Origin of the sequence: Thermus sp. CCB_US3_UF1 (genome assembly GCF_000236585.1) — a bacterium.
In the GTDB taxonomy this organism is placed as follows: Bacteria; Deinococcota; Deinococci; order Deinococcales; family Thermaceae; genus Thermus.
Genome location: NC_017278.1, coordinates 1,121,932 through 1,143,675, shown reverse-complemented (window position 1 = coordinate 1,143,675; position 21,744 = coordinate 1,121,932). Strand labels below are relative to the sequence as shown.

23 protein-coding genes are annotated in these 21,744 nt (G+C 69.7%); 18 read left to right on the top strand and 5 right to left on the bottom strand.

The window, feature by feature from the left end; genetic code table 11:
* The 5 genes from serS to TCCBUS3UF1_RS05695 are packed head-to-tail and all read left to right on the top strand — an operon-like array spanning position 1 to position 5,596.
* On the top strand, positions 1–1,269 hold the full coding sequence (gene serS / locus TCCBUS3UF1_RS05715; protein WP_041433785.1) for a serine--tRNA ligase: 1,269 nt from the start codon (positions 1–3) through the stop codon (positions 1,267–1,269).
* Positions 1,260–2,369 carry an o-succinylbenzoate synthase gene (menC, locus tag TCCBUS3UF1_RS05710; RefSeq protein WP_014515562.1) on the top strand — a complete coding sequence of 370 codons (1,110 nt, stop codon included), beginning with the start codon at positions 1,260–1,262 and terminating at the stop codon, positions 2,367–2,369. The genes serS and menC overlap by 10 nt, the downstream gene beginning before the upstream one ends.
* Positions 2,342–3,124 carry a GNAT family N-acetyltransferase gene (locus tag TCCBUS3UF1_RS05705; RefSeq protein WP_014515561.1) on the top strand — a complete coding sequence of 261 codons (783 nt, stop codon included), beginning with the start codon at positions 2,342–2,344 and terminating at the stop codon, positions 3,122–3,124. Before menC ends, TCCBUS3UF1_RS05705 begins: the two co-directional genes overlap by 28 nt.
* On the top strand, positions 3,105–4,214 hold the full coding sequence (locus tag TCCBUS3UF1_RS05700; protein ID WP_014515560.1) for an amidohydrolase family protein: 1,110 nt from the start codon (positions 3,105–3,107) through the stop codon (positions 4,212–4,214). Before TCCBUS3UF1_RS05705 ends, TCCBUS3UF1_RS05700 begins: the two co-directional genes overlap by 20 nt.
* The gene (locus TCCBUS3UF1_RS05695) at positions 4,214–5,596 is read left to right on the top strand and encodes a chloride channel protein (RefSeq protein WP_014515559.1); all 1,383 of its coding nucleotides are present in this window, start codon (positions 4,214–4,216) and stop codon (positions 5,594–5,596) included. The genes TCCBUS3UF1_RS05700 and TCCBUS3UF1_RS05695 overlap by 1 nt, the downstream gene beginning before the upstream one ends.
* Here TCCBUS3UF1_RS05695 and TCCBUS3UF1_RS05690 read toward each other — a convergent pair.
* Positions 5,484–6,137 carry a PIG-L deacetylase family protein gene (locus tag TCCBUS3UF1_RS05690; RefSeq protein ID WP_041433784.1) on the bottom strand — a complete coding sequence of 218 codons (654 nt, stop codon included), beginning with the start codon at positions 6,135–6,137 and terminating at the stop codon, positions 5,484–5,486. The genes TCCBUS3UF1_RS05695 and TCCBUS3UF1_RS05690 overlap by 113 nt on opposite strands.
* A gap of 68 nt (positions 6,138–6,205) precedes the next feature.
* Between TCCBUS3UF1_RS05690 and aroH the strand changes: the two genes are divergently transcribed.
* The 7 genes from aroH to TCCBUS3UF1_RS05655 are packed head-to-tail and all read left to right on the top strand — an operon-like array spanning position 6,206 to position 11,831.
* Entirely contained in the window at positions 6,206–6,574 is a 369-nt protein-coding gene (gene aroH / locus TCCBUS3UF1_RS05685) for a chorismate mutase (protein WP_014515558.1), read from the top strand.
* 40 nt (positions 6,575–6,614) lie between these two features.
* Positions 6,615–7,346 (top strand): sugar phosphate isomerase/epimerase, encoded by a 732-nt coding sequence (locus TCCBUS3UF1_RS05680; RefSeq protein WP_014515557.1) that lies wholly within the window; start codon positions 6,615–6,617, stop codon positions 7,344–7,346.
* Positions 7,347–7,396: 50 nt separating this feature from the next.
* Positions 7,397–8,314 carry a hemin ABC transporter substrate-binding protein gene (locus TCCBUS3UF1_RS05675; protein ID WP_014515556.1) on the top strand — a complete coding sequence of 306 codons (918 nt, stop codon included), beginning with the start codon at positions 7,397–7,399 and terminating at the stop codon, positions 8,312–8,314.
* A 3-nt stretch (positions 8,315–8,317) separates the two neighbouring features.
* The gene (locus TCCBUS3UF1_RS05670; RefSeq protein ID WP_014515555.1) at positions 8,318–9,355 is read left to right on the top strand and encodes an iron ABC transporter permease; all 1,038 of its coding nucleotides are present in this window, start codon (positions 8,318–8,320) and stop codon (positions 9,353–9,355) included.
* Positions 9,348–10,133, top strand: coding sequence for an ABC transporter ATP-binding protein (locus tag TCCBUS3UF1_RS05665; RefSeq protein WP_014515554.1), 786 nt, complete (start codon positions 9,348–9,350; stop codon positions 10,131–10,133). The genes TCCBUS3UF1_RS05670 and TCCBUS3UF1_RS05665 overlap by 8 nt, the downstream gene beginning before the upstream one ends.
* A 38-nt stretch (positions 10,134–10,171) precedes the next feature.
* Entirely contained in the window at positions 10,172–11,074 is a 903-nt protein-coding gene (locus tag TCCBUS3UF1_RS05660) for a carbohydrate ABC transporter permease (protein ID WP_014515553.1), read from the top strand.
* Complete coding sequence (locus TCCBUS3UF1_RS05655) at positions 11,067–11,831, top strand: carbohydrate ABC transporter permease (protein ID WP_081477227.1); 765 nt, start codon at positions 11,067–11,069, stop codon at positions 11,829–11,831. The genes TCCBUS3UF1_RS05660 and TCCBUS3UF1_RS05655 overlap by 8 nt, the downstream gene beginning before the upstream one ends.
* Here the strand turns inward: TCCBUS3UF1_RS05655 and TCCBUS3UF1_RS05650 are convergent.
* Positions 11,739–12,959, bottom strand: coding sequence for an IS256-like element ISTth4 family transposase (locus TCCBUS3UF1_RS05650; RefSeq protein ID WP_014514494.1), 1,221 nt, complete (start codon positions 12,957–12,959; stop codon positions 11,739–11,741). The two genes, TCCBUS3UF1_RS05655 and TCCBUS3UF1_RS05650, sit on opposite strands and share 93 nt — an antisense overlap.
* Before the next feature lie 42 nt (positions 12,960–13,001).
* Between TCCBUS3UF1_RS05650 and TCCBUS3UF1_RS11600 the strand changes: the two genes are divergently transcribed.
* Together TCCBUS3UF1_RS11600 and TCCBUS3UF1_RS05645 are read left to right on the top strand one after the other, a co-directional pair.
* Complete coding sequence (locus tag TCCBUS3UF1_RS11600; RefSeq protein WP_014515552.1) at positions 13,002–13,148, top strand: binding-protein-dependent transport system inner membrane component; 147 nt, start codon at positions 13,002–13,004, stop codon at positions 13,146–13,148.
* Positions 13,149–13,158: 10 nt separating this feature from the next.
* The gene (locus TCCBUS3UF1_RS05645) at positions 13,159–14,481 is read left to right on the top strand and encodes an ABC transporter substrate-binding protein (protein WP_014515551.1); all 1,323 of its coding nucleotides are present in this window, start codon (positions 13,159–13,161) and stop codon (positions 14,479–14,481) included.
* A gap of 3 nt (positions 14,482–14,484) precedes the next feature.
* On the opposite strand, the gene TCCBUS3UF1_RS05640 is transcribed toward TCCBUS3UF1_RS05645, so the two are convergent.
* Positions 14,485–15,888 (bottom strand): pyruvate kinase, encoded by a 1,404-nt coding sequence (locus TCCBUS3UF1_RS05640; protein WP_014515550.1) that lies wholly within the window; start codon positions 15,886–15,888, stop codon positions 14,485–14,487.
* A gap of 83 nt (positions 15,889–15,971) precedes the next feature.
* Between TCCBUS3UF1_RS05640 and surE the strand changes: the two genes are divergently transcribed.
* From surE to TCCBUS3UF1_RS05625, 3 genes are read left to right on the top strand one after another with little or no spacing between them, the layout of a single operon-like run.
* Positions 15,972–16,706 (top strand): 5'/3'-nucleotidase SurE, encoded by a 735-nt coding sequence (gene surE, locus TCCBUS3UF1_RS05635; RefSeq protein WP_014515549.1) that lies wholly within the window; start codon positions 15,972–15,974, stop codon positions 16,704–16,706.
* Positions 16,699–17,442, top strand: a complete 744-nt coding sequence (locus TCCBUS3UF1_RS05630) for a glycosyltransferase family 2 protein (RefSeq protein ID WP_014515548.1) — start codon at positions 16,699–16,701, stop codon at positions 17,440–17,442. Before surE ends, TCCBUS3UF1_RS05630 begins: the two co-directional genes overlap by 8 nt.
* 51 nt (positions 17,443–17,493) lie before the next feature.
* Entirely contained in the window at positions 17,494–18,144 is a 651-nt protein-coding gene (locus TCCBUS3UF1_RS05625) for a hypothetical protein (protein ID WP_014515547.1), read from the top strand.
* Between the two features lie 43 nt (positions 18,145–18,187).
* Here TCCBUS3UF1_RS05625 and TCCBUS3UF1_RS05620 read toward each other — a convergent pair whose 3' ends face one another.
* Both TCCBUS3UF1_RS05620 and TCCBUS3UF1_RS05615 read right to left on the bottom strand, forming a co-directional pair.
* Entirely contained in the window at positions 18,188–19,561 is a 1,374-nt protein-coding gene (locus tag TCCBUS3UF1_RS05620; protein ID WP_014515546.1) for a phosphoglucomutase, read from the bottom strand.
* Positions 19,558–20,613 (bottom strand): hypothetical protein, encoded by a 1,056-nt coding sequence (locus TCCBUS3UF1_RS05615; protein WP_014515545.1) that lies wholly within the window; start codon positions 20,611–20,613, stop codon positions 19,558–19,560. Before TCCBUS3UF1_RS05615 ends, TCCBUS3UF1_RS05620 begins: the two co-directional genes overlap by 4 nt.
* Before the next feature lie 111 nt (positions 20,614–20,724).
* Between TCCBUS3UF1_RS05615 and TCCBUS3UF1_RS05610 the strand changes: the two genes are divergently transcribed.
* Positions 20,725–21,717, top strand: coding sequence for a LacI family DNA-binding transcriptional regulator (locus TCCBUS3UF1_RS05610; RefSeq protein ID WP_014515544.1), 993 nt, complete (start codon positions 20,725–20,727; stop codon positions 21,715–21,717).
* Positions 21,718–21,744 lie beyond the last annotated feature (27 nt).

Here is a 21,744-nt window from a genome sequence, read left to right as displayed (position 1 = left end):
ATGGTAGACCTCAAGCGCATCCGCAGGGAACCCGAGGTCTTCCGCCAGGCCATCCGCCTCAAGGGGGTGGCCCTGGACCTGGACGAGCTCCTGGCCTTGGACCAGGAGGTGCAAGGGCTGAAGGCGCGCCTACAGGAGATCCAGACCGAGCGCAACCGCGTCGCCAAGGAGGTGCCCCAGGCTTCCCCCGAAGCCAGGCCCCAGCTGGTGGCCCGGGGCAAGGCCCTGGCCGAGGAGGCCAAGGGGGTGGAGGAGGTCCTCAAGGAGAAGGAAGCCCAGCTCACCGCCCTCCTCCTCCAGGTTCCCCTTCCCCCCTGGCCCCAAAGCCCCGTGGGGCCGGACGACACGGCCAATGTGGAGATCCGCCGGGTGGGAAACCCCAGGGAATTCCCCTTCCCCCCCCTGGACCACGTGGCCCTGATGGAGAAAAACGGCTGGTGGGAGCCCCGGATTAGCCGGGTTTCGGGAAGCCGCTCCTACGCCCTAAGGGGGGATCTGGCCCTCTATGAGCTGGCCCTCCTCCGCTTCGCCATGGACTTCATGGTGAACAAGGGTTTCATCCCCTTTACCCTTCCCTCCTACGCCCGGGAGGCGGCCTTCGTGGGCACCGGCCACTTCCCCGCCGCCCGGGACCAGGTCTGGCCCATCGCGGGCACGGACCTCTACCTCACGGGCACCGCCGAGGTGGTGCTCAACGCCCTGCACTCCGGGGAGATCCTGAAGGCGGAAGAGCTCCCCAAGCGTTACGCCGGCTACGCCCCCGCCTTCCGCTCCGAGGCGGGAAGCTTCGGCAAGGATGTGCGGGGCCTCATGCGGGTGCACCAGTTCCACAAGGTGGAGCAGTACGTGCTCACCGAGGCGAGCCTGGAAGCCTCCGACCAGGCCTTCGCCGAGCTTTTGGCCAACGCCGAGGAGATCCTAAGGCTTCTGGAACTTCCCTACCGCCTCCTGGAGGTTTCCACGGGGGACATGGGCCCGGGCAAGTGGCGGCAGGTGGACCTGGAGGTCTGGGTGCCCTCGGAAGGGCGCTACCGGGAAACCCACTCCTGCTCCGCCCTCCTGGACTGGCAGGCCCGGCGGGCCGACCTGCGCTACCGCGACCGGGACGGACAGGTGCGCTACGCCTACACCCTGAACAACACCGCCCTGGCCACCCCGCGCATCCTGGTCATGCTCCTGGAAAACCACCAGCTGGAGGATGGCCGGGTCCGGGTGCCCGAGGCCCTGGTGCCCTACGTGGGCAAGGAGGTGCTGGAACCATGCGGATAGAGGCGGCGGAGCTGCGCATCCTGGAGTTGCCCCTCAGGTTTCGCTTTGAAACCAGCTTCGGGGTGCAGACCCGAAGGACCATCCTCCTCCTAAGGCTCTTTGGGGAGGGCCTCGAGGGCCTGGGGGAGGGGGTGATGGAGCGCCTCCCCCTCTACCGGGAGGAGACGGTGGCCAGCGCCCGATACCTCCTGGAGGAGGTCTTCCTGCCCCGGGTCCTGGGCCAGGACCTGCCCAACCCCGAGGCCCTCGCCCAGGCCCTTTCCCCCTTCCGCGGCAACCCCATGGCCAAGGCGGTGCTGGAGATGGCCTTCTTTGACCTCTGGGCTAAGGGCCTCGCGAAGCCCCTTTGGCAGGTGCTGGGCGGGGTGCGGAACCGGGTAGAGGTGGGGGTTTCCCTGGGGATCCAGCCCTCGGTGGCCGAGACCCTGAAGGCGGTGGAGAAGCACCTGGAGGAGGGGTACCGGCGCATCAAGCTCAAGATCAAGCCCGGCTGGGACTACGAGGTCCTGAAGGCCGTGCGCCAGGCCTTCCCCGAGGCCACCCTCACCGCCGACGCCAACAGCGCCTACCGGCTGGCCGACGCCCCAAGGCTAAAGCGCCTGGACGAGCTGGGGCTGGACTACCTGGAACAACCCCTAGGCCACGAGGACCTGCTGGACCACGCCAAGCTGGCCCGGGAGCTTTCCACCCCCATCTGCCTGGACGAAAGCCTCACCTCCCCGGAAAAGGCCCGAAAGGCCATAGAGCTGGGGGCGGGGCGGGTCTTCAACGTCAAGCCCGCCCGCATGGGGGGGCACGGGCCAAGCCTCAAGGTCCACGCCCTGGCGGAGAGCGCCGGCATCCCCCTCTGGATGGGGGGGATGCTGGAGGCAGGGGTGGGCCGGGCCCACAACCTGCACCTGGCCACCCTTCCCGGCTTCACCAAGCCCGGGGACGTGAGCTCGGCCCGGCGCTACTGGGAGGAGGACATCGTGGAGGAGGACCTCTCGGCCCAAGAAGGCCTCATGCCCGTGCCCGAGGGCCCGGGGATTGGGGTGCACCTGAAGCTACCCCTGGTGGAACGCCTCACTCTATGGCAGAGGTACATGTCCGCGAGCTGAGGGGCCCTGAGGAGATGGAGTGGGTGGTGGACCTCCAGCGGGAGGTCTGGGGGCGGGAGGAGCGGGACCTGGTGCCCAGGGGCCTGCTCATCGCCGTCCAGGACCAGGGAGGGCTGGTGGCGGGGGCCTTCGCGGGGGAAAGGCCGGTGGGCTTCGTCTTCGGCTTCCCCACCCGGGACCCCACCCTGCAACACTCCCACATGCTGGGGGTCCTCGAGGCCTACCGGGGCACGGGGGCCGCGCTGCTCCTCAAGCGCTTCCAGCGGGACTGGTGCCTGGCCCGGGGGATCCGCAAGGTGGTCTGGACCTTTGACCCCCTGCGGGGGGCCAACGCCAACTTCAACCTGCGGAAGCTGGGGGCCACCGCCCGCACCTACCTGCCCGACCACTACGGCCCCATGACGGGGATCAACGCCGGGGCCCCTTCGGACCGCCTCCTGGCCGAGTGGGACCTCCTGGCCGAAAGGGTCTACGCCCGCCTCTACGCCCCGCCCCCACCCCCAGAGGTCCTAAGCCTGCCCCAGGCCAACCGGGTGGAGGGGGAGGCGCCCGTGGAGGCCCGCCTGGACCTAGAGGCCCCCCGCCTCCTCTTCCAGATCCCCGAGGACTGGGGGAGGATCCTGCGGGAGGATCCGGCCCTGGCCCTCCGCTGGCGGGAACACAGCCGCCTGGTTCTGGGCCACTACTTCGCCCAGGGGTACCGGGCGGTGGACTTGGCCCGGAACCCCAACCGCTATGTCCTGGCTAAGGACTGAGATCTGGACCGCCCAGGTGGTCTACACGGGCTTCGGCACCCCCATGCTCCGGGGGGGGATAGCCGTCCAGGGGGGGTTCGTGGTGGGCCAGGGGAGCCTGGAGGAACTCCGGGCCCGCTTCCCCCACGCGGAGGTGGTGGAAAGGGGAAAGGCCCTCTTCCCGCCCCCGGTCAACGCCCACACCCACCTGGACCTCTCCCTCCTCCCCCGCTACCAAGGCCCCTTCGCCGGCTTCCTCCCCCACGTGGTGGCCCACCGGGGGCTTCGCGGCCTGGAGGGGGCCAGGGAGGGCCTTAGGGCCTTGGTGGCCTCCGGGGTGGGGGCCTTTGCCGACATCGTCTTCAAGGACGAGGTCATGGACTTCCTCCTCGCCGAAAGCCCCCTCCCCGGGGTGGCCTTCTACGAGGTCTTCGCCCCCGATCCCCTGGAGGCGGAAGAGGTCTTCCAAAAGGTGAAGGCCAAGGTGGAGGCCTGGCGGAAGCGGGAAGGAAAGGTGCGGGTGGGCCTCTCGCCCCACGCGCCCTACTCGGTAAGCCCCCCCCTCCTCGGGCGCCTGGCCCAGTACGCCAGGGCCGAGGGCATCCCCCTTATGGTCCACGCCGGGGAAAGCCGGGAGGAGGTGGACTTCCTCCTCCGGGGCACAGGGCCCCTGGCGGCCTTGCACCAGCGCTTCAGCTCCACGCCTTGGGACCCCCCGGGCCTCACCCCGGTACGCCACCTCCACGCCCTAGGGGTCTTGGGCCCCACCACCCTCCTGGTCCACGGGGTACAGGTGGACGAGGAGGAGGTGGGGCTTCTGGCGGAGACCGGCACCAAGGTGGTCCTCTGCCCCCGCTCCAACCGGGGCCTCGAGGTGGGGGAGGCCCCCATCCCCCTCTACGCCCGGCACGGGGTGGAGCTGGCCCTGGGCACGGACTCCCGGGCCAGCAGCCCTGACCTGGACGTGAAGGAGGAGGCCCGCTTCCTGTGGGGGAAGGTGGACCCCCGCCTCCTGGTGCGGGCCCTCACCCGGGGGGGGTACCGGGCCTTGGGCCTGCCTGCGCCCCGGCTCACCCGGGGTACCCCTGCCGCTTTGGTACACTCCCTCTGATGCGCCCCCCGGGCCGCACCTCCCCCCTGATCCTCCCGCCCTTTTGGGACGAGGAGGTGCGCCGCACCGGGCCCCTGATCCTCTATAGCGCCTTCACCGGCGCCCTGGCTGGGCTGCTGGTGGCCCTGCTCAACGCCCTTCTGCAGAGGCTTACGCAAACCCTGGGCCTCCTTTTCGGCTACCTGGTCCCCGAGCCCCCCGGGGAAGGGGGGCTGGCCCAGGCCTTTACGGGCCCCCGCCCGTGGGCCCTGGCCCTGGCCTTGCCCTTTCTGTTCGCCCTCACCAGCTTTTTGGGCACGGGGCGGGGTCTGGCGGCCCTCCTGCGGCACGCCCGGGAAGGGGAACCTCCGCCCCACCTGGCCTACCCCCGGGCCGTGCTGGGGGGCACCCTCCAGCTATCCCTCTACTCCCCCATGGGCCGGGAAGGCCCCTTTGGCGTCCTCGGCCTGTGGCTGGGAAGCGCCCTGGACCGCCGCTTCCCCCGCCTGGGGGGAGGCCTGGCCTTCGCCGGCCTGGCCGCGGGTCTTGCGGCCAGCCTGCACGCCCCGGTGGCGGGGGCCCTCCTGGCCACGGAGATCCTCTACCGGGGCCTCCTCTTGGAGGTCCGGGCCCTAACCCCGGCCCTCATCGGGGCCCTTTCGGGGTTTGCCGTTTACGGCGCCCTTTACGGCTACACCCCCCTCCTGCCCTTTCCCGTGGCCGTGGGCCTCGAGGCCATCCCCTCGGGCCTTCTCTTGGGCCTTTTGGCGGCGGGCCTAAGCTCCCTCTGGCTGGAAGGGAGCCGCCTGGTGAGGGGCTGGCTCCAGCCCCTGGCCTTCCCCTGGCGGCACGCCCTCTTGGGGCTGGCCCTGGCCTTGGCCCTCCTCCTCCTCCCCGAAGCCCTAGGAACGGGGCTCGGCTGGGTGGGGGTGGCCACCACCCCCCTCCTGGCCCCGGGGGCCGCCCTGGCCCTCCTCCTGGCCAAGATGGCCCTCCTGGTCCTGGCCCTGGGGGTGAGGGCCTACGGGGGGCCCTTTACCCCGGCCCTGGTCCTGGGGGGGCTTTTGGGGGCTTGGCTGGCCAAGCTCTCCCCCGGGGGCCCCTGGACCCTCACCCCGGAGGCCGCGGCCCTGGCGGGGGGCGCGGCCCTCCTGGCCGCCACCGCCCGGGCCCCCTTCGCCGCCACGGTGCTGGCGGCGGAATGGGGCGGGTATGCCGCCTTGCCCCTGGTCCTGCCGGCGGTCCTCCTGGCCTACGCCCTCACCCCGGCCCACGACCCGGAGGAGGGGCTTAGAAAAGAGCGGGAAGGGCCGGTGGAGACTCCGTCTGAAAGGCCTCCGCAAAGCGAACCCCTGCTTCCCGGCCCAGAAGCCGACGCCGGGCGCGAAACTCCTCCAGGGTAAAGGGCCAGCGGTAAAAGGCCTGGTAAAAGGAAAAGACCGCCTCCGCCACCTCCTGGGTAGGGGTGGTGTCCACGTAAACCCAGGGGCGGGCAAGGTCCTTGCGGGGGTAATGGTAAAGGCGGATGGGGGCCCGGTGGGCCTCCCCCACCAGCTTGGGGATGCGGCAGAGCTTCAGGGCAGAAAGCACCGCCTGGTGGGTGGCCCGGTGGTCGGGGTGGACGTCCAGGGGATCCCAGGTGATCACGGCCTGCGGGCGGAACTCGGCCATGAGCCGGGCCAGGGCCAAGGCCTCCTCCCGCCCCCCCGTGAGCCCGGTGTCCGCGAAGGGGAGGAAGCGGTAGGCGGCGCCGATGAGGCCGGCCACGTGGGCCCCATGCCCCTCCCGCACCCGGGCCACCTCCTCCTCGGGGGCCGCGCCAAACTGGCTGGCCAGCTCCCCCCGGGTCATCCAGACCAGCATCACCTCGTCCCCTCGCCGGGCGTGCAGGGCCAAGGTGCCCGCCGCCCCGATCTCGTCGTCGGGATGGGCGAAGACCGCCATCAGCCTCATAGGGGGGAGTCTACCCGCCTTGCCCTGGTCTGCGAAGCCCCTTAGCATGGAGCCTAACTATGGTCCGGGGCATCCGTGGGGCCATCACCGTGGAGGAGGACACGCCGGAGGCCATCCACCAGGCCACCCGGGAGCTCCTCCTCAAGATGCTGGAAGCCAACGGCATCCGAAGCCATCAGGAGCTGGCGGCCATCATCTTCACCGTTACCGAGGACCTCTCCTCGGCCTTTCCCGCCGAGGCCGCCCGGCAGATCGGCATGCACCGGGTGCCCCTCCTTTCCGCCCGGGAGGTGCCCGTGCCGGGAAGCCTGCCCCGGGTGATCCGGGTCCTGGCCCTTTGGAACACGGACAGACCCCAGGAGGAGGTGCGGCATGTCTACCTGCGGGAGGCTGTCCGCCTCAGGCCCGACCTGGAAAGCGCCCAGTAGGCGTAACCCTCCTCTGACCAAGGCCCCCTAGGGTGGGGGCATGGACCTTCGCCTTGCCCTGAGCCTGGCCGAGGCCAAGGCCCGGCTGCGTGAGCTGGAGGCGCTGGGGGTGGGCCTCGAGGTCTACCTGGACCCCGCCCTCCTGGAGGAGGAGGTGGTGTTCCAGGACCTGGCCCAAGCCCTATCCCGCCCCCCCTCCGTCCACCTCCCCTTCTGGAACCTGGACCTCCTCTCTCCCGATCCCGAGGTGCGGGCCCTCTCCCTAAGGCGGCTCCTCTTCGCCCTGGAACGGGCAGCCGAGATGGGGGCCGACCGGGCGGTCTTCCACTCTGGCATCCCCCATGGCCGCACCCCGGAGGAAGCCGAGGCCCGGGCTGGGCGCCTGGTGGAAGCCCTTAGGCCCCTGGTGCGCCGGGCCTTGGCCCTGGGGGTGCGCCTCCTGCTGGAGAACACCCACGAGCCCCACCCCATGGCCCTGGCCCCGGTCCTGGAGGCCTACCCGGAAGGGGTGGGCTTCTGCTTTGACGCCGCCCACGCCCGGGTTTTCAGCCAAACCCCCGAGCCAGGGCCCTGGCTGGCCCTGGAACCCGAGCACCTGCACCTGAACGATACGGACGGGACCTACGACCGCCATTGGAACCTGGGCCGGGGGGTGCTGGACCACCCCCGCTGGCTTGGCCCCTACCTGGACCATCCCCTGGTGCTGGAGGTGAGGGAGGACCCCCGCCCCTCCCTGGAACTCCTTCGGGGGATTGGGGTAGGGCGACCGTAGTCCCCCCCCAAGACCCGCCCCGGGGCCATGGGGTATGCTAGCGGGCGGATATGGTCGCTTTACCCCGCTGGATCAGCCTGTGGCTTATCGGTCTTGCGGCCCTCGGCTACGCCCAGCCCTTCCGGGTGACGGACGCCACCGGCAGGAGCGTGGAGATCCGCTCCACCGAGCGCATCGTCTCCCTGGGCGGGGTGAACACGGAGATCCTCTTCGCCCTAGGGGTGGGGGACCGGATCGTGGGCCGGGATGGCACCAGCGAGTACCCCAAGGAGGTCATGAGCCGCCCCAGCGTGGGCCTGCCCGGCCAGTACTCCGCCGAGGCCATCCTGGCCCTGCGCCCCACCTTGGTGGTGGCCCGGGAGGACACCCGGCCCGCCCAGGTGCTGGACCAGGTCCGGGGGGCAGGGGTGCCCGTGGTGGTGGTTTCCATAGAGCCCACGGTGGAGGGGGCCAAGCGGCGGATCCGCCTCCTGGCCCAGGCGGTGGGGCGGCAGGAAACGGGGGAGGCCCTGGTCCGCTCCCTGGAGCGGGAGCTTCTCGCCCTAAAGTCCTACCAGGCCCAGCAGGCCCCCAAGGGTAAGGTCCGGGGCCTGGTGGTCTACCTGCCCGCGCCCCAGGTGGCCTTCATCTGCGGGGAAGGGAGCATCTTCGTGGCGGTGATGGAGCTCGCGGGGGTGCAAAACGCCCTCAAGGGGGTGCGGGGGTGCCAGCCCATGAACCCCGAGGCCGTGGTGGCCGCCCGGCCTGACCTCCTGGTGACCACCAAGAAGACCGTGGAGACGGTGGGGGGCTTGGAGGGCCTGCTGCGCCTGCCGGGCCTAGCCCAGACCCCCGCGGGCCAGCGCCGCCGGGTGGTGGTCATGGAGGAGAACTACCTGGGCAACATCGGCCCGCGCATGGGCCGGGCGGCCCTGGACCTGTTCCGTGCGGCCTACCTCCGCGAAGGGTACGTGGAGATAGCCCAGTAAGGCGTGGGTCACCAAGCCGCTCTCCCCGCTTCCCGGGCCAGGCGGTACCGCCTTAGCCTCCTGGGCCTGGCCCTTTTCCTCCTGCTCGCCCTCCTCCTGGGAGTGGCCCTGGGCAGCTACGCCATACCCCCGCTGCAGATCCCCGCCCTCCTCTTCCGGGGGGAGGGTCTGGAGTACCAGGTGCTGGTCGGCCTGCGCCTGCCCCGGGTCCTGGGGGCCGCCCTGGTGGGCGCCCTCCTGGCCCTGGCGGGCGGGGCTTTGCAGGGGCTTTTCCGCAACCCCTTGGTGGACCCAGGCCTCATCGGGGTCTCCTCGGGGGCGGCCCTGGGGGCGGCCCTCTTCATCGTCCTGGCCCCGCCCCTGGGGGCCCTGGAGGGGTACGCCCTTCCCCTCTTCGCCTTCTTGGGGGGGCTTCTCGCCACCCAGCTCCTCTGGCGCCTGGCCCAGACCCCCTTGGGGGTGCAGGTGGCGGTTCTCCTGCTTTCCGGCATTGCCCTGAACGCCCTGGTGGGGGCTTTTGTGGGCCTTCTTACCTTTTTGGCCAGCGAGCAGGAACTGCGGAGCCTTACCTTCTGGACCCTGGGGGGGTTTGCCGCCCTCACCTGGCCCTTCCTCCTGGGCAGCCTGCCCCTGGCCCTCCTGGCCCTAGGCCTCCTCCTGCCCACCGCCCGGGGGCTCAACGCCTTGGTCCTGGGGGAGCGGGAAGCTTTCCACCTGGGGGTGGACCTCGAGGCCCTGAAGCGCCGCCTGGTGGCGGGCTCGGCCTTGGCGGTGGGGGTGGCGGTGGCCCTGGCCGGAGGGATCGGGTTCTTAGGGCTCCTGGCCCCCCACCTCTTCCGCCTCCTGGCGGGGCCGGACCACCGCTACCTGCTTCCGGGGGCTGCCCTTTTGGGGGCCGGCCTGGCCGTGGTGGCCGACCTCCTCGCCCGCACCCTGGCGGCCCCGGCGGAGATCCCCGTGGGGGTGCTCACGGCCCTGCTGGGCGGGCCTTTCTTCCTCTACCTGGTTCTGCGCTACAAGCGGGAGGTGTACCGTGCTTGAGGCCCGAGGACTGGGTTTGCGGGTGGGGGAGCGCTGGCTCCTAAAGGGGGTGGACCTGGAGGTGGGGCCGGGGGAGTTCTGGGCGGTCCTGGGGCCCAACGGAAGCGGCAAGTCCACCCTCCTCCGCCTGCTGGCGGGGGAGGTTTCCCCTTCTATGGGGGAGGTGCGGCTCAAGGGGAGGCCCCTAGCCCTCTACCGCCCCAAGGAGCTGGCCCGCCTGCGGGCCGTCCTCTCCCAGACCCGGGAGATGACCTTCCCCTTCACCGCCTACGAGGTGGCCTTCCTGGGCCGCCTGCCCCACCTGGGGGGCCGGGAAACCCCCCTGGACCACGAGAAGACGGCCCAGGCCCTGCAAGCGGCCCAGGCCTGGCCCTTGGCCGACCGCCTCTTCGCCACCCTCTCGGGAGGGGAGGCCATGCGGGTGGAGGCCGCCCGGCTCCTGGCCCAGGAGGGGGAGGTCTTCCTCCTGGACGAGCCCACCAACCACCTGGACCCCCGGCACGCCCTGGAGCTCCTCGGCCTCTTCCACCGCCTCACCCGGGAGGGGAGGTCGGTGGTGGCCGTGCTCCACGATCTCAACCTGGCCGCCCTCTTCGCCGACCGGGTCCTCCTCCTCAAGGAGGGGAAGCCCCTGGCCCTGGGGGAGGCCAAGGAGGTTCTCCGGCCCGAGCCCTTGGGGCAGGCCTACGGGGTGGAGTTCACCCTTCTGGCCGGCCCTGGGGGCCGGCCCGTCCTCATGGCCCTGCCTTCCCTGGCCCTGAAGGCGGAGCGGGGCTGACGGCAACCTGACAGGCCCCAGGTAACCTGGGCCCGGGTATGGAACGGGTCCTTTCCCGGCCCCTGGAGCGCCTGGGGCGCCCCGCTTGGGAGGCTTTTCCCTTCCTTCTTCCCGCCTACGGCCTCTTTCTCCTCTTCATGGTCCTGCCGGTCCTCGAGGCCCTCTGGCTTTCGCTACACCGGGAGGACCTCTTTGGCCGGGGACGGACGTGGGTGGGCCTGGGGAACTACCTGGAGGTCCTCTCCCGCCCGGAGTTTTGGAAGAGCGTGGGGCTCACCCTGAAGTTCGCCTTGATCGTGGCCCCCTTGGAGCTCCTCCTGGGGCTTTTGGCCGCCCTCTTGGTCTACCGGACCTATCCGGGGGTAGCCCTTTTCCGCACCCTCTTCTTCCTCACCACCGCGGTGCCCACGGCGGTGGCCGCGGTGGCCTGGGGGTGGTTCCTCCACCCCGTGGGGGGCTGGGCCAACCGGGCCCTATCCGCCCTAGGGCTTCCCCCCCAGCCCTGGCTCACCGACCCCGGGCTTGCCCTCCCCACCCTGGCCGTGGTCACCGCCTGGGCCGGGGTAGGGTTCACGGCCATCCTCCTCACGGCCGGGCTGCAGAGCATCCCCGAGGAGGTCCTGGAGGCGGCCACCGTGGACGGGGCCGGCCCCTGGACCCGGTTTTGGCGGGTGATCCTTCCCCTCCTCTCCCCCACCCTCTTCCTGGTGGGCCTCCTGGTGGTCCTCAAGAGCCTTACCGCCTTTGGGCCCATCCACCTCCTCACCCGAGGGGGGCCGGCGGAAGGCTCCATGGTCTGGATCTACCGGGTCTACCAGGACGCCTTCTTCAACTTCCAGGTGCCCCTAGCCGCCGCCGAGGCCCTCCTCCTCTTCCTGGTCCTCCTGGGGCTGGCGGGGCTCCAGTTCTGGCTCCTGGGGAGGCGGGTGCACTATGCGTAGGCTGCGGCGCCTCCTCCCCACCTACCTCTTGGCCTCGGTGTACGCCTTCCTCCTGGTCCTGCCCCTCCTCACCCTTCTCTCCGCCAGCCTGCGCTCCGAGGCCGACCTGTACGCCCCCGGGCTCCTTCCCCCCAGGGTGAGCCTCGAGGCCTACGCGGAGGCCCTCACGGAGTTCCCCCTGGGCCGCTTCCTCCTCAACAGCCTCCTGGTCTCCACCGCCGTCACCCTGGGGGTCCTCCTCACCAGCCTCCTCGCCGCCTACGCCCTCACCCGGCTCCGCTTCCGGGGGCGGGAGGTCCTCTTTGGCCTGGCCGTGGCCCTCCTCCTGGTGCCGGGGGAGGTGACCTTCCTGCCCCTTTACCTCCTGGTGGACCGGCTGGGCTGGCTGGACTCCTACCTGGCCCTGGCCGTGCCCTTCCTGGCCAGCCCCCTAGGGGTCTTCCTCCTGCGGCAGTACCTGAAAACCCTCCCCGAGGACTACTTTGACGCGGCCCGCATAGACGGGGCCAACCACGCCCAGATCCTCCGCCACGTGGCCCTGCCCCTCTCCGCCCCCGCCTTAGGGGCCCTAGCGGCCCTCACCTTCATCGGCACCTGGAACATGTACCTCTGGCCCCTGGTGGTGACCAAAAGCCGGGAAATGCAGACCGCCCAGATGGTCGTGTCAAGAGTTATGTGTAAGAGTCTGTGTACGGGGGGCATACCGCTCCTGAAGCATCTTCTCCAGCACCTCCTTCACCTCCGAGAACCCCTTTAGTTTCCGTTCTGCCCACCTCCCTTCCTGCCTCTCCGACTCCAGGTAAAGAAGCTTGTACACCGCCTCTTCCTTAGGAAACTTGTGGTCCCGCACCTTCGTCCCCCGCCGCACTTCCCGGATAAACCGCTCCATCAGGTTGGTGCTCCGCAGGTACGGCCAAAGCACCTTGGGGTACCCGTAGAACCGCAGGAAGGCCCCCGAATCCTGTACCCAAAGCCCCACCACCCCCGGGTACCGCGAACCCCAGGCGGCCTTCACCTCCTCCAAGGCCCCAAGAGCTTCTTCCCGGCTCTCCGCCCCGTACACCCGCCTCAGGTCCTCCGCCAGCAGGCCCCGGTCCCGCGCCCGCACCTGGGACAGGCTCCACCGCACCCCGTGCACCACGCACCGCTGCCATTCCGCCTGAGGGTAGACCCTGCGGATCGCTTCAGGAAGCCCGGGCAGCCCGTCGGTGATGAAGAGCAATACCCGCCGCAGGCCCCGCTGCCAAAGCTCCCCCAGGACCCCCTCCCATCCCAGGGCGCTCTCCGTGGGCAACAGCCAAAACCCCAGGACCCGCCTCTCCCCATTAGGGGCGATGCCCAGGGCCACATACACGCTTTCCCGTACGATCCCTTCTCCTTCCCTGAAGACCTTTAGGGAAAGCCCGTCCAGGTAGACGAAGGCCATCTCCTCGGGCAAAGGCCGGGTGCGGAAGGCTCCTGCCGCCTCCAGGACCTCGTCCGTCAGGGCGCTCAGGGTCTCGTGGGAGTAGCGGTGGCCTAAGAGCAGGCTCAGTATCTCGGCCGCCTTGCGCTGACTGACCCCGGCGGCGTAAAGGGCTACCGCCACTTCCCCCACGTCCACCAGGCGGCGGACGTAGGGCTTAAGGAAAGCCGGGTAATACCGAGATTCCCGATCCCTAGGGACCTTCAGGTCCACCTGGCCGAAGGTGGTCTCCAGCTTGCGGGGGTAGTAGCCGTTCCTGCGGCCTCCGTGCACCTGCAAGAAGGCCGTCCGGTCCAGCTCCAGAACCGTCTGCAGAACCTCGGCTACTGTCTCCCGCACCGCTTCCCTCAGCAAGATCCGCAAGGTATCCTGGTCCACGGGGCACCTCCTCGTGCTAAGGTGTGCCCCCCTATTAAACACGGACCCTTACACATAAATCCTTACACGACCGCCCAGATCGCGGTGAACTTCATCCTCAACGAGGAGGTGGCCCGGTGGAACGTGGTGGCCGCCGGGGCCATCCTGGTCCTCTTGCCTACCCTGTTGGCCTTCCTGCTCGCCCAGCGGGCCTTCGTGCGGGGCATCGCCATGGGCGGGCTGAAGGGATAGGAGGTGGCGTATGCGCCTATGGGTAAAGCTTTTGGCAGCCAAAGCAGCCCTAGCCGGCCTTCTCCTCTTGGGCTCCGCCCAGGCCCAGAAGGTGACCATTGAGTTCTGGCACTCCATGGGCGGGGTGCTGGGGGAGGCCACGGAAGCCCTGGTGAAGGAGTTCAACCAAAGCCAAGACCGCATCCAGGTGAAAAGCCAGTATGTGGGCAGCTACGACGATGGCATCAACAAGCTCCTGGCGGCCCTGCGCGCCGGGCGGGGCTACCCCCACGTGATCCAGGTCTACGACATCGGGGCCCGCATCATGGCCGACTCCCGGGCGGTGGTCCCCCTGGAGGACCTGGCCCGGCGCTACGGCTTTGACATGGACCGCTTCATCCCCCAGCCGCGCAACTACTACACCATTGACGGGAAGCTCTTCGGCTTCCCCTTCAACCCCTCTAACCCCATCCTCTACCTGAACTGGGCCGCCTTCCAGGAGGTGGGGCTGCCCTACAAGCCTTCCTGGAGCCTCAAGGACCTGGAGGAGGCCGCCCGCAAGCTCACCAAGAAGGACGCCCAAGGGCGAACCGTGCGCTACGGGCTTTCCATCCCCATTGACTCCTGGTTTGTGGAGCAGATCTCCTACAACTCCGGGGAGTACTTCTGCAACAACGAAAACGGGCGCAAGGCCCGGGCCACCGCCGTCACCTTTGACAACGAGGCCGCGGTGGCCTTCCTGGACATGTACGCCCGCCTGGTGCGGGAGGGGGTGGCGGCCAACACGGGCCGGGGCTGGGCCGACTCGCAAAGCCTCTTCGCCCAGGGGCAGGCGGCCATCGCCGCCTACTCCACCGCCAGCCTCACCGGGGTCCTGCGGCAGATCGGGGGCCGCTTCCCCTTGCGTACCGCTTACTACCCCTTCCACCAGGAGCGGAACGGGGTGGCCGTGGGTGGGGCCGCCCTTTACATCCTGAAGGGCTTCCCCGAGGCGGAAACCGAGGCCGCCTGGCGCTTCGTGGAGTACCTGCTCCGGCCTGAGGTCCAGGGGCGGTGGCACCTGAACACCGGGTACGTGCCTGTGGCCAAGGGGGCCCTGGAGCTCCCCTTCGTGCGCCAGGGCCACGTGCGCCAGCCCAACTACACCACCGCCATCCAGCAGTTCCTCACCAGCAAGGTGAACACGGCCAGCGCCGGCTGCCTCATGGGCTCCTTCCCTGAGATCCGCCAGTACGTCCAGGCCGCCTGGGAGGAAACCCTCCGGGGCAAGCCCGCCCGGGAGGCCCTGCGGGAGGCCAAGGCCAAGGCCGACCAGGCCCTGGAGCGGTATAACCGCAGCGTGGCCGAGCGCTAGGCCCTAAGGCAGGGGCCAGGACCCCAGGGCGCGAAGCCTTGGGGTCTTCTTGTACTGGTGGGCCTCCATGCGGCGCAGGATCCCGTCCAGAAGGGCCACCCCTTCCCGGAGAAAGGGCCCTTGGTTCAGCATGACCACCTCGGCCCGGGAGCCCATGACGGCATCGGCCAGCTCGGCCCGGCTGGGGCTTCCCTTTTTGACCAGGCGGTCCAGGACGTGGGTGGCCCAGACCGCCGGGGTATGGGCAGCCTCCAGAAGCCAAAGGAGCTCCTCCTCCATCTCCGCCGCCCGCTCGGGGCCAAGTTCCACCCCCAAGTCCCCCCGGGCGATCATGGCCGCGGTGGGGAAACGGGCCCAGGAGGTGGCCAGAAGGGCGGGGAGGTTCTCCACCCCTTCCCGGCTCTCCAGCTTCAGCACCACCCCGGGGAGGTCCTGGGGCAGGGCCTTCAGGTCCTCGGGGCGGCGGACAAAGGAAAGGCCCACCAAGGCCCCCTCCCTTTGGGCCAGCTCCAGCACCCTTTGGTCCTTCTCCCCCAGGTAAGGGGCCTGGGGGGTAAGGGGGGCGTTGAGGGCCTTGCCCGGCTTCAGCTTGAAGCCCTTGGGCGGGGCCAGGCGCACCCTAAGGAGGAAGCCATAGGGGGTGGCCTCCTCCACCTGGGCCAGGAGGCGGCCCTCGTCCAGGCTGAGGAAGGCCCCCTCCTCCAGTTGCAAAAGCCCGGGGCGGTCGGGGGCAAAGGCGGGAAGGGGCTCTGGGGCCTGGCCGGAAAGCTCCAGGGCCACCAGGTCCCCGGTGCGCACCTGTGCCGGAAAGCGGGTGAGGATGCGCACCCGGGGCCCCTCGAGGTCCAAGACCAGGGGCAGGGGGCGGCCCAGGGCCTCCCCGGCTGCCCGCACCCTCCTCAGGGCCCCCTCCCAGGCCTCCTCCGGAAGCTTGCCCAGGTTGAGGCGGACCACGTCCATCCCCACCTCCCCAAGCTCCCGCAAAAGGGAAACCTCCCAGGCGCCCTCGGGCAGGGTGGCCATGATCCGGGTGAGCCGCCCCTCCCTAGGGGGGCCGAAAAGGGCTTGGGTACGGGCGCGAAGCCTTTCCTCCCCCTGGAAAAACCGCCCGGGATCCAAGGGGCCGGCATACCCCTCCCCCGCCAGGGCCGCCAAGGCCCTTTCCAGGGCCTCGAGGGTCTCCGCCACCCGGCTTTCCAGGCGGCCCAAGGAGGAAAGGCCATGGAGCATGAGGGCCCGCTGCAGGGGCCTCAGGTCCCACCGCCGCAAGGCCAGGTAGCGGGCCAGGTTGTGGAGGGCCGGGTCAAAGGGCGGGGAAAGGCCCCAGGCTCTCAGGTAGCGGGGGGCCTCGGCCTCCACCGCCTGGCGCAGGCGGCGCACCTCATCCAGGAGGGATTGGGCTTCCATAGGGCCAGGCTCCCCCCCAAGTGTCAGAAAACGGTCAAGTCCCCCTTGACCCTTCCCTGACGAGGGAGGGGTAGGGTGGGGCCATGCGGATCCTGGTGACCAACGACGACGGCATCTACAGCCCCGGCCTCTGGGCCCTGGCCGAGGCCGCCAGCCGCTTCGGCGAGGTCTTCGTGGCCGCCCCGGACACCGAGCAAAGCGCCACGGGCCACGCCATCACCATCGCCCACCCCGTGCGGGCCTACCCCCACCCTGCCCCCCTACCCGGACCCCACTTCCCCGCCTACCGGGTGCGCGGGACCCCTGCGGACTGCGTGGCCCTGGGCCTCCACCTCTTCGGCCCCTTGGACCTGGTCCTCTCCGGGGTGAACCTGGGGAGCAACCTGGGGCACGAGATCTGGCACTCGGGCACCGTGGCCGCGGCCAAGCAGGGACGGCTTTTCGGCCTCTCCGCCGCCGCCTTCAGCGTGCCCCTGAACGGCTCCACCCCGGACTTTGAGGTCCTCAAGCCCTGGCTGGTGCGCACCCTGGAAACCCTCCTCCGCCTGGAAAGGCCCTTCCTCATCAACGTGAACCTGCCCCAAAGGCCCAAGGGCTTCCTCTGGACCAGGCAGTCGGTGCGGGCCTACGAGGGGGTGGTGGTCCCGGGGGAGGACCCCATGGGCCGGCCCCTCTACTGGTTCGCCGCCCGGCCCCTCAAGGAGGCGGAGGAGGGCACGGACCGCTGGGCGGTGGAGCACGGCTTCGTGGCCGCCACCCCCCTGCGCCTGGACCTCACGGACGAGGCCCGGCTCCAGCCCGCCCTGGCCCATGATTAGCGTCCTCATCCCCACCAAGGGGAGGCCCCACCTCCTCAAGGAGGCCCTGGCCTCTTTGGGGCGGCAGACCTTTCCCTGGTTTGAGGCCGTGGTGGTGGACGACGGGGAGGGGGAAGGGGCGGAGGCCACCCTAGCCCTGGCCGACCCCCGCTTCCGGGCCCTGCGGAACCCGGGAGAGGGCCAGGTGGAGGCCCGCCTGGCCGCCCTGGCCCAGGCCCGGGGGGAGGTGGTCCTCTTCCTAGACGACGACGACTTCCTCCTGGACCCCGCTTACCTCTACCGGGTGTGGCGGGTCCTCTCCCGGGAGGCGGCCCTGGTCTACGGGGAAGGGGTGCTCCTCCTGGGCCTGGAGGAGGTACCCTTCCTCCCCGGGGAGGTGGGGGCGTGGCTGCTATGGGACAACCGCCTCCTGGTCTCGGGCACGGCCTTGCCCAAGAAGGCCCTCCTGGACCTGGGTGGCCTGGACCCGGCCATGGGGGACTACTGGGACTGGGACCTGTGGCTGCGGGCCTACCGGGCTGGGCTGCCCTTCCGCTACCTCAAGGGGCGGGGGATAGGGGTGCGGGTGCACGGGGGGAACCAGAGCTACGGGGCCAGGCGGGCGGAACGCCTCTTTTTCCTGGAGCGCCTCCGGGCCAAGCACGGCCTTGGCCCCCTGACGCTCAAGGACCACCTGACGGTGGCCCTCGAGGGCCAAGGTGGCCCACTTGACAGAAACTATACCCTGCCCTGGTAAGGTATAGATAACCCTAGGGACAAACGTCCTCCCTAGGGGGGAGGTGGAAGCATGCGCAAGCCGATCCTGGCGGCATTGGCCTCGGTGATGGTCTGGACGGTTCCCGCCCTGGCCCAGGGCCTCACCCTGGGGGAGCACTACGCCCTGAGGTCCTACACCGGCAAGGCCTTCGGCCAGGCCATGGCCGGCCCCTTGGGCTTCAAGAGCCTCCACGTGCTCACCAACAACACCTCCATCTGCGGGTCCCTGGTGGGGGCCTTGGGCTCGGCTTACCTGGACCTCGAGGGCAGCCGGCGCCTGGCGGTGACCTCCTTCGCTAGCCCGGAAGAGGTGGGGCCCCTTGCCCCAAGGGAGGAAGCCGTGGCCCTCATCTTCGGCGGCCAGGCCACCCCGGAGGTGAACTACGCCCTCACCCGCAACACCCTCCAGGCCCTGGCCCGGGCGGAGTACAAGGGGGCCATCTTCTTCCACCTCCGGGTCTGGGCCCCCGGCTTCGTGGCCCGGGCGGCCCAGGAGGACCCGGCCATCGCCCGCTACCTGGGGGCCAAGGAAAACCTCTATGCGGTCACCCTGGACCTGAACGCCAAGGTGGTGCGCCTCTGGCAGGTCTCCCTGAAAGAGGCCAAGCAGGCCACGGTGAGGGAACTCGGGACCGTGGCCCTGAACCCGGTCTGGGAGGACCTGCTCCGGCGCTCCCTCTGAGGGGATGCACCTGGGCCTGGGGACCCCGGGGTCCCCAGGCCTTTTACCCTTTGAGGAGCAGTTCCCGCGCCTCCCGCAACAGGGCCTGGACCAGCTCGGGACCCGTGGCCTCGGCGTAGATCCTGAGCACCGGCTCCGTCCCCGAGGCCCGAAAGAGCACCCACCCCTCGGAATACACCCACTTCACCCCATCCAGCTCCTCCAGCCCCACCGGCCATAGCCCCGCCAAGGACCGGGGCTCCCGCAACCTGAGGGGGTCAAACCCCTCGGGTAAGGGCAGGTCCAGCCGGTCGTAGGCGTGGGAGAGCCCCGCCAACCCCTCCACCTCCCTAAACTGCTCCTCCAGGGCTCTTCCCGTCGCCCCCACGCTCTCCGCCAAAAGAAGTGCCGCCAGGATCCCGTCCCGCTCCGGCAGGTGCTCCGGCAACCCAACCCCACCAGACTCCTCCCCCCCAAGAAAACACCCCCCCTTCAAAAACTCCTCCTTGATCCATTTGAAACCAATGGGCGTGGTGGTCACCCCGAAGCCCAGCCGGGCCCCCAGCCGCTCCAGCAACCAGGTGGTGGCAAAGTTCTTCACCACCCGCCCCCGCCTTCCCTTTTCCCACAGGTACCGGGCCAAAACCAAAAGCACCTGGTGCGGGTTGAAGTACCTGCCCCCGGGCAGCACCACTCCCACCCGGTCCCCATCCCCGTCCGTCACCACCCCGAAGCTGGGCGGCCTCTCCCCGGAAAGCGCCGCCAAGGTAGGAGCCAGGTTCTTGGGGATGGGCTCCGGGTTCACCCCGTAAAAAAGCGGGTGGCCCTCCTGCCTCAGGCCCCGCACGGGGATCCCCAGCCCCGTCCATTCCATAAACCCCCCCAGGTACCCCGCCCCAGCCCCCCCCATGGCGTCGTGGTAGAGGTTTCCCCCAAAACGGGCCAGGGCCTCCAGGTCCACCCGCCGCGCCAGGGCCCCCAGGTAGGCCTCCCTCAGGTCCGCCCTCGCGTACCTCCCCTCCCGGTACACCGGCGTCTCCGGCACCAGGCCCTCAATGGCCTTGGCCTCCTCCGCGGCCACAGGTCCCCCGCTGGCGTCCTTGAACTTCACCCCCAGGTATTCCGGTGGGTTATGGCTGGCCGTCACCATGGCCCCACCCACCGCCCCCAGGTGGACCACCCCGAAGGAAAGCACCGGCGTCGGCACCTGCCCCAAAAACACCACCTCCAGCCCCATGCCTGCAAGGTGCCCCGCCAGGGCCTCGGCAAACCGCCCGGCCATAAACCGCGTATCGTGCCCCACCGCCACCCGGCCCCCTTCCCGGAAAAGCAGGTGCCGCCCGTAGGCCTCCGCCAGCCGGTGCACCGCAGCCACCGTGAACTCCCGGGCAATCACGCCCCGGAAGCCCTCCGTACCCAGGCGAAGAGGGGGGTTCATCCTCCCTCCACAGGGTGCAAGCGGCGAAGCACCTCCTCCAGGGGGGCGGTAAACACCCCAAGGGCGTAATCCCCCACCCCGCCTACGAAGCAAAGCTCCTCCCCATGGAGGAAAAGCCCGTTGCCGTAAAGGGTAAGGGGGCGATCCCCATAGCACTCCTGGAGCCCCCGGGGAGCGAGAAGGTAGGAGGAAAGGGCCAAAAGCCTGCCCTCGCCGCTTAGGCGGGCAAAGCCGTGGCGGTAGGAGAGATCCTGGCGCAGGATCCCGTGGTAGGCCACCAGATAAGTACCGTCGCCCAGGGGAAGGGCGTTGGTGGACCAGCCCACCTTGAACTCAAAGGCCTCGGGGGCCAGGACAGGTTCCAAGTCGTACGCGCGCAGGGCCTGGCGGTCCAAGCGGCCGCGCCAGCACAGGTCGGGCACGCCCGACAGGCTGGGCCTGAGGAGAAAGGCATCCCCAGCCAGGAAGGTGGCGTTCTTGGTGGGCAGGAGAAAGGCCCCTTCCGCGGCACCCAGCCACACCACCCCCTTGCGCCGGACCTGGAGATCCGGGCCCAGCTCCGCCAGGGCCAGGGCGGGGAAGAAGGCGTCCTTGTGGTCGGTGCGGGCCGCCTCCCCCAGTTTGCCCACCGCCGTATAAAACAGGGCGAAGCCCTCGCCCCAGGGATGGGCCCGGGCGTCCTCACACCCCCTCGAGGCCTCCCACCCCTCGGTGGGGTAGAGGACGATCTCCACCGGGAGCGGATCCGGTATGGCCCCCCGGAGCAAGTCCTCCACGGGCAAAGCCACGTGGCCAATGGCCGAGGCGTAGCTGTAGTACTCAAACACCAAGCGGGGGAAAAGGTGAACCACCCCATCCCGCAACACCGCCCCGGGGTTGAAAACCGCCAAGGGGCGACGACGGAGGTAGTTCACCACCCGCACCGCCTCGGGGGAAAGGTAGAGGCGGCGGGCAAAGAGGTCTTCGGTATGGGCGCTCCGCCGTCCGGTGGCGCGGGACAGGAAGGCCAGGGCCCTTTCCCGTAAGGCCTCCTCTTGGGTAAAAACTCCCATAATTCCATCCTGACCCCACCTCTAAAGGGAATTGTGAGCTGCGGACGAAGCTCTGCCGAGGGAGCTTGACGTGGGGAAGGGGAGGCGCTTAGGCTAATGTAAGCGTTTACGATGCAAGGCAAACCTCGGCCCACCATAAAGGAAATCGCCCGGTTAGCAAACGTTTCTACCGGCACCGTGAGCCGGGTGCTCAATGGCCGCCCGGGGGTAAGCCCGGGCACCCGGGCCAAGGTGCTCGAGGCGGTCCGAACCTTGGGCTTCGTGCCCAACGCCGCCGCGCGGGAACTGGTGGGAAAGTCCACCCTGGTAGGCCTCCTCTTCGCCCCAGGGGTCAGGCGGTACACGCCCTATTTCGCCCTCCTCCTCGAGGCCCTCTCCGAAGCCTTGTGGCGCGAGGGGCTTCGCGTGACCGAGGTATCCACCGACCCCCAGGGGTTGCCCCGGGAGGAGGCTTTGGCCTACATCCTCTTGGGGGCCCACGACCACGATCCGCGGATAGAAGGGCTGAAAGCCCAAGGAAAGCCCTTCGTCCTCATCGGTACCTACCCCGGCGTCTTCTGGGTGGCCCCAGACGACCGCCAAGGCGGTTACCTGGCCACGCGCCACCTCCTGGAGTTGGGGCACCGGGAGGTGGCCTTGCTCACCGGCCACCTCCACCACCAAGCGGGAAGGGAGCGGCTTTTGGGCTACAAGAATGCCCTTTTGGAAGCCGGCCTTACCTTCCGCTCGGAGCTGGTATTGGACGGGGATTTTGATGCCCTATCCGCCTACCGGGCCGTGCGGCGGGCCTGGGAGGGAGGCCTGCGCTTTAGTGCCCTCTTCGCCGCCTCCGACGAGATGGCCCTGGGGGCCTGGGCGGCCCTGGAGGACCTGGGCCTGAAGGTGCCCGAGGCGGTCAGCCTGGTGGGGTACGACGACCTGCCGGAGCTGGGGGAGCGGCTCACCACGGTGCACCAGGACATCCCCACCGTAGCCCAGGAAGCGGTAACCCTCCTGCGGGCCGCATTGCAGGGCAGCCCACCCTTTGGCAAACGGGTACCCGTTTACCTTGTCCCCCGAGGCACCACGGCGCGAAAGGGGGTGGGAACCCGACCCAATCCGTAGGCCCCTCGGCTTTAGGCGGACTGCACC

Excerpts from the sequence above, each read along its gene's own strand:
- serS (WP_041433785.1), top strand. The coding sequence starts at position 1 with ATGGTAGACCTCAAGCGCATCCGCAGGGAACCCGAGGTCTTCCGCCAG.
- menC (WP_014515562.1), top strand. The coding sequence starts at position 1,260 with ATGCGGATAGAGGCGGCGGAGCTGCGCATCCTGGAGTTGCCCCTCAGG.
- TCCBUS3UF1_RS05705 (WP_014515561.1), top strand. The coding sequence starts at position 2,342 with ATGGCAGAGGTACATGTCCGCGAGCTGAGGGGCCCTGAGGAGATGGAG.
- TCCBUS3UF1_RS05700 (WP_014515560.1), top strand. The coding sequence starts at position 3,105 with ATGTCCTGGCTAAGGACTGAGATCTGGACCGCCCAGGTGGTCTACACG.
- TCCBUS3UF1_RS05695 (WP_014515559.1), top strand. The coding sequence starts at position 4,214 with ATGCGCCCCCCGGGCCGCACCTCCCCCCTGATCCTCCCGCCCTTTTGG.
- TCCBUS3UF1_RS05690 (WP_041433784.1), bottom strand. The coding sequence starts at position 6,137 with ATGGCGGTCTTCGCCCATCCCGACGACGAGATCGGGGCGGCGGGCACC.
- aroH (WP_014515558.1), top strand. The coding sequence starts at position 6,206 with ATGGTCCGGGGCATCCGTGGGGCCATCACCGTGGAGGAGGACACGCCG.
- TCCBUS3UF1_RS05680 (WP_014515557.1), top strand. The coding sequence starts at position 6,615 with ATGGACCTTCGCCTTGCCCTGAGCCTGGCCGAGGCCAAGGCCCGGCTG.
- TCCBUS3UF1_RS05675 (WP_014515556.1), top strand. The coding sequence starts at position 7,397 with ATGGTCGCTTTACCCCGCTGGATCAGCCTGTGGCTTATCGGTCTTGCG.
- TCCBUS3UF1_RS05660 (WP_014515553.1), top strand. The coding sequence starts at position 10,172 with ATGGAACGGGTCCTTTCCCGGCCCCTGGAGCGCCTGGGGCGCCCCGCT.
- TCCBUS3UF1_RS05655 (WP_081477227.1), top strand. The coding sequence starts at position 11,067 with ATGCGTAGGCTGCGGCGCCTCCTCCCCACCTACCTCTTGGCCTCGGTG.
- TCCBUS3UF1_RS05645 (WP_014515551.1), top strand. The coding sequence starts at position 13,159 with ATGCGCCTATGGGTAAAGCTTTTGGCAGCCAAAGCAGCCCTAGCCGGC.
- TCCBUS3UF1_RS05640 (WP_014515550.1), bottom strand. The coding sequence starts at position 15,888 with ATGGAAGCCCAATCCCTCCTGGATGAGGTGCGCCGCCTGCGCCAGGCG.
- surE (WP_014515549.1), top strand. The coding sequence starts at position 15,972 with ATGCGGATCCTGGTGACCAACGACGACGGCATCTACAGCCCCGGCCTC.
- TCCBUS3UF1_RS05630 (WP_014515548.1), top strand. The coding sequence starts at position 16,699 with ATGATTAGCGTCCTCATCCCCACCAAGGGGAGGCCCCACCTCCTCAAG.
- TCCBUS3UF1_RS05625 (WP_014515547.1), top strand. The coding sequence starts at position 17,494 with ATGCGCAAGCCGATCCTGGCGGCATTGGCCTCGGTGATGGTCTGGACG.
- TCCBUS3UF1_RS05620 (WP_014515546.1), bottom strand. The coding sequence starts at position 19,561 with ATGAACCCCCCTCTTCGCCTGGGTACGGAGGGCTTCCGGGGCGTGATT.
- TCCBUS3UF1_RS05615 (WP_014515545.1), bottom strand. The coding sequence starts at position 20,613 with ATGGGAGTTTTTACCCAAGAGGAGGCCTTACGGGAAAGGGCCCTGGCC.
- TCCBUS3UF1_RS05610 (WP_014515544.1), top strand. The coding sequence starts at position 20,725 with ATGCAAGGCAAACCTCGGCCCACCATAAAGGAAATCGCCCGGTTAGCA.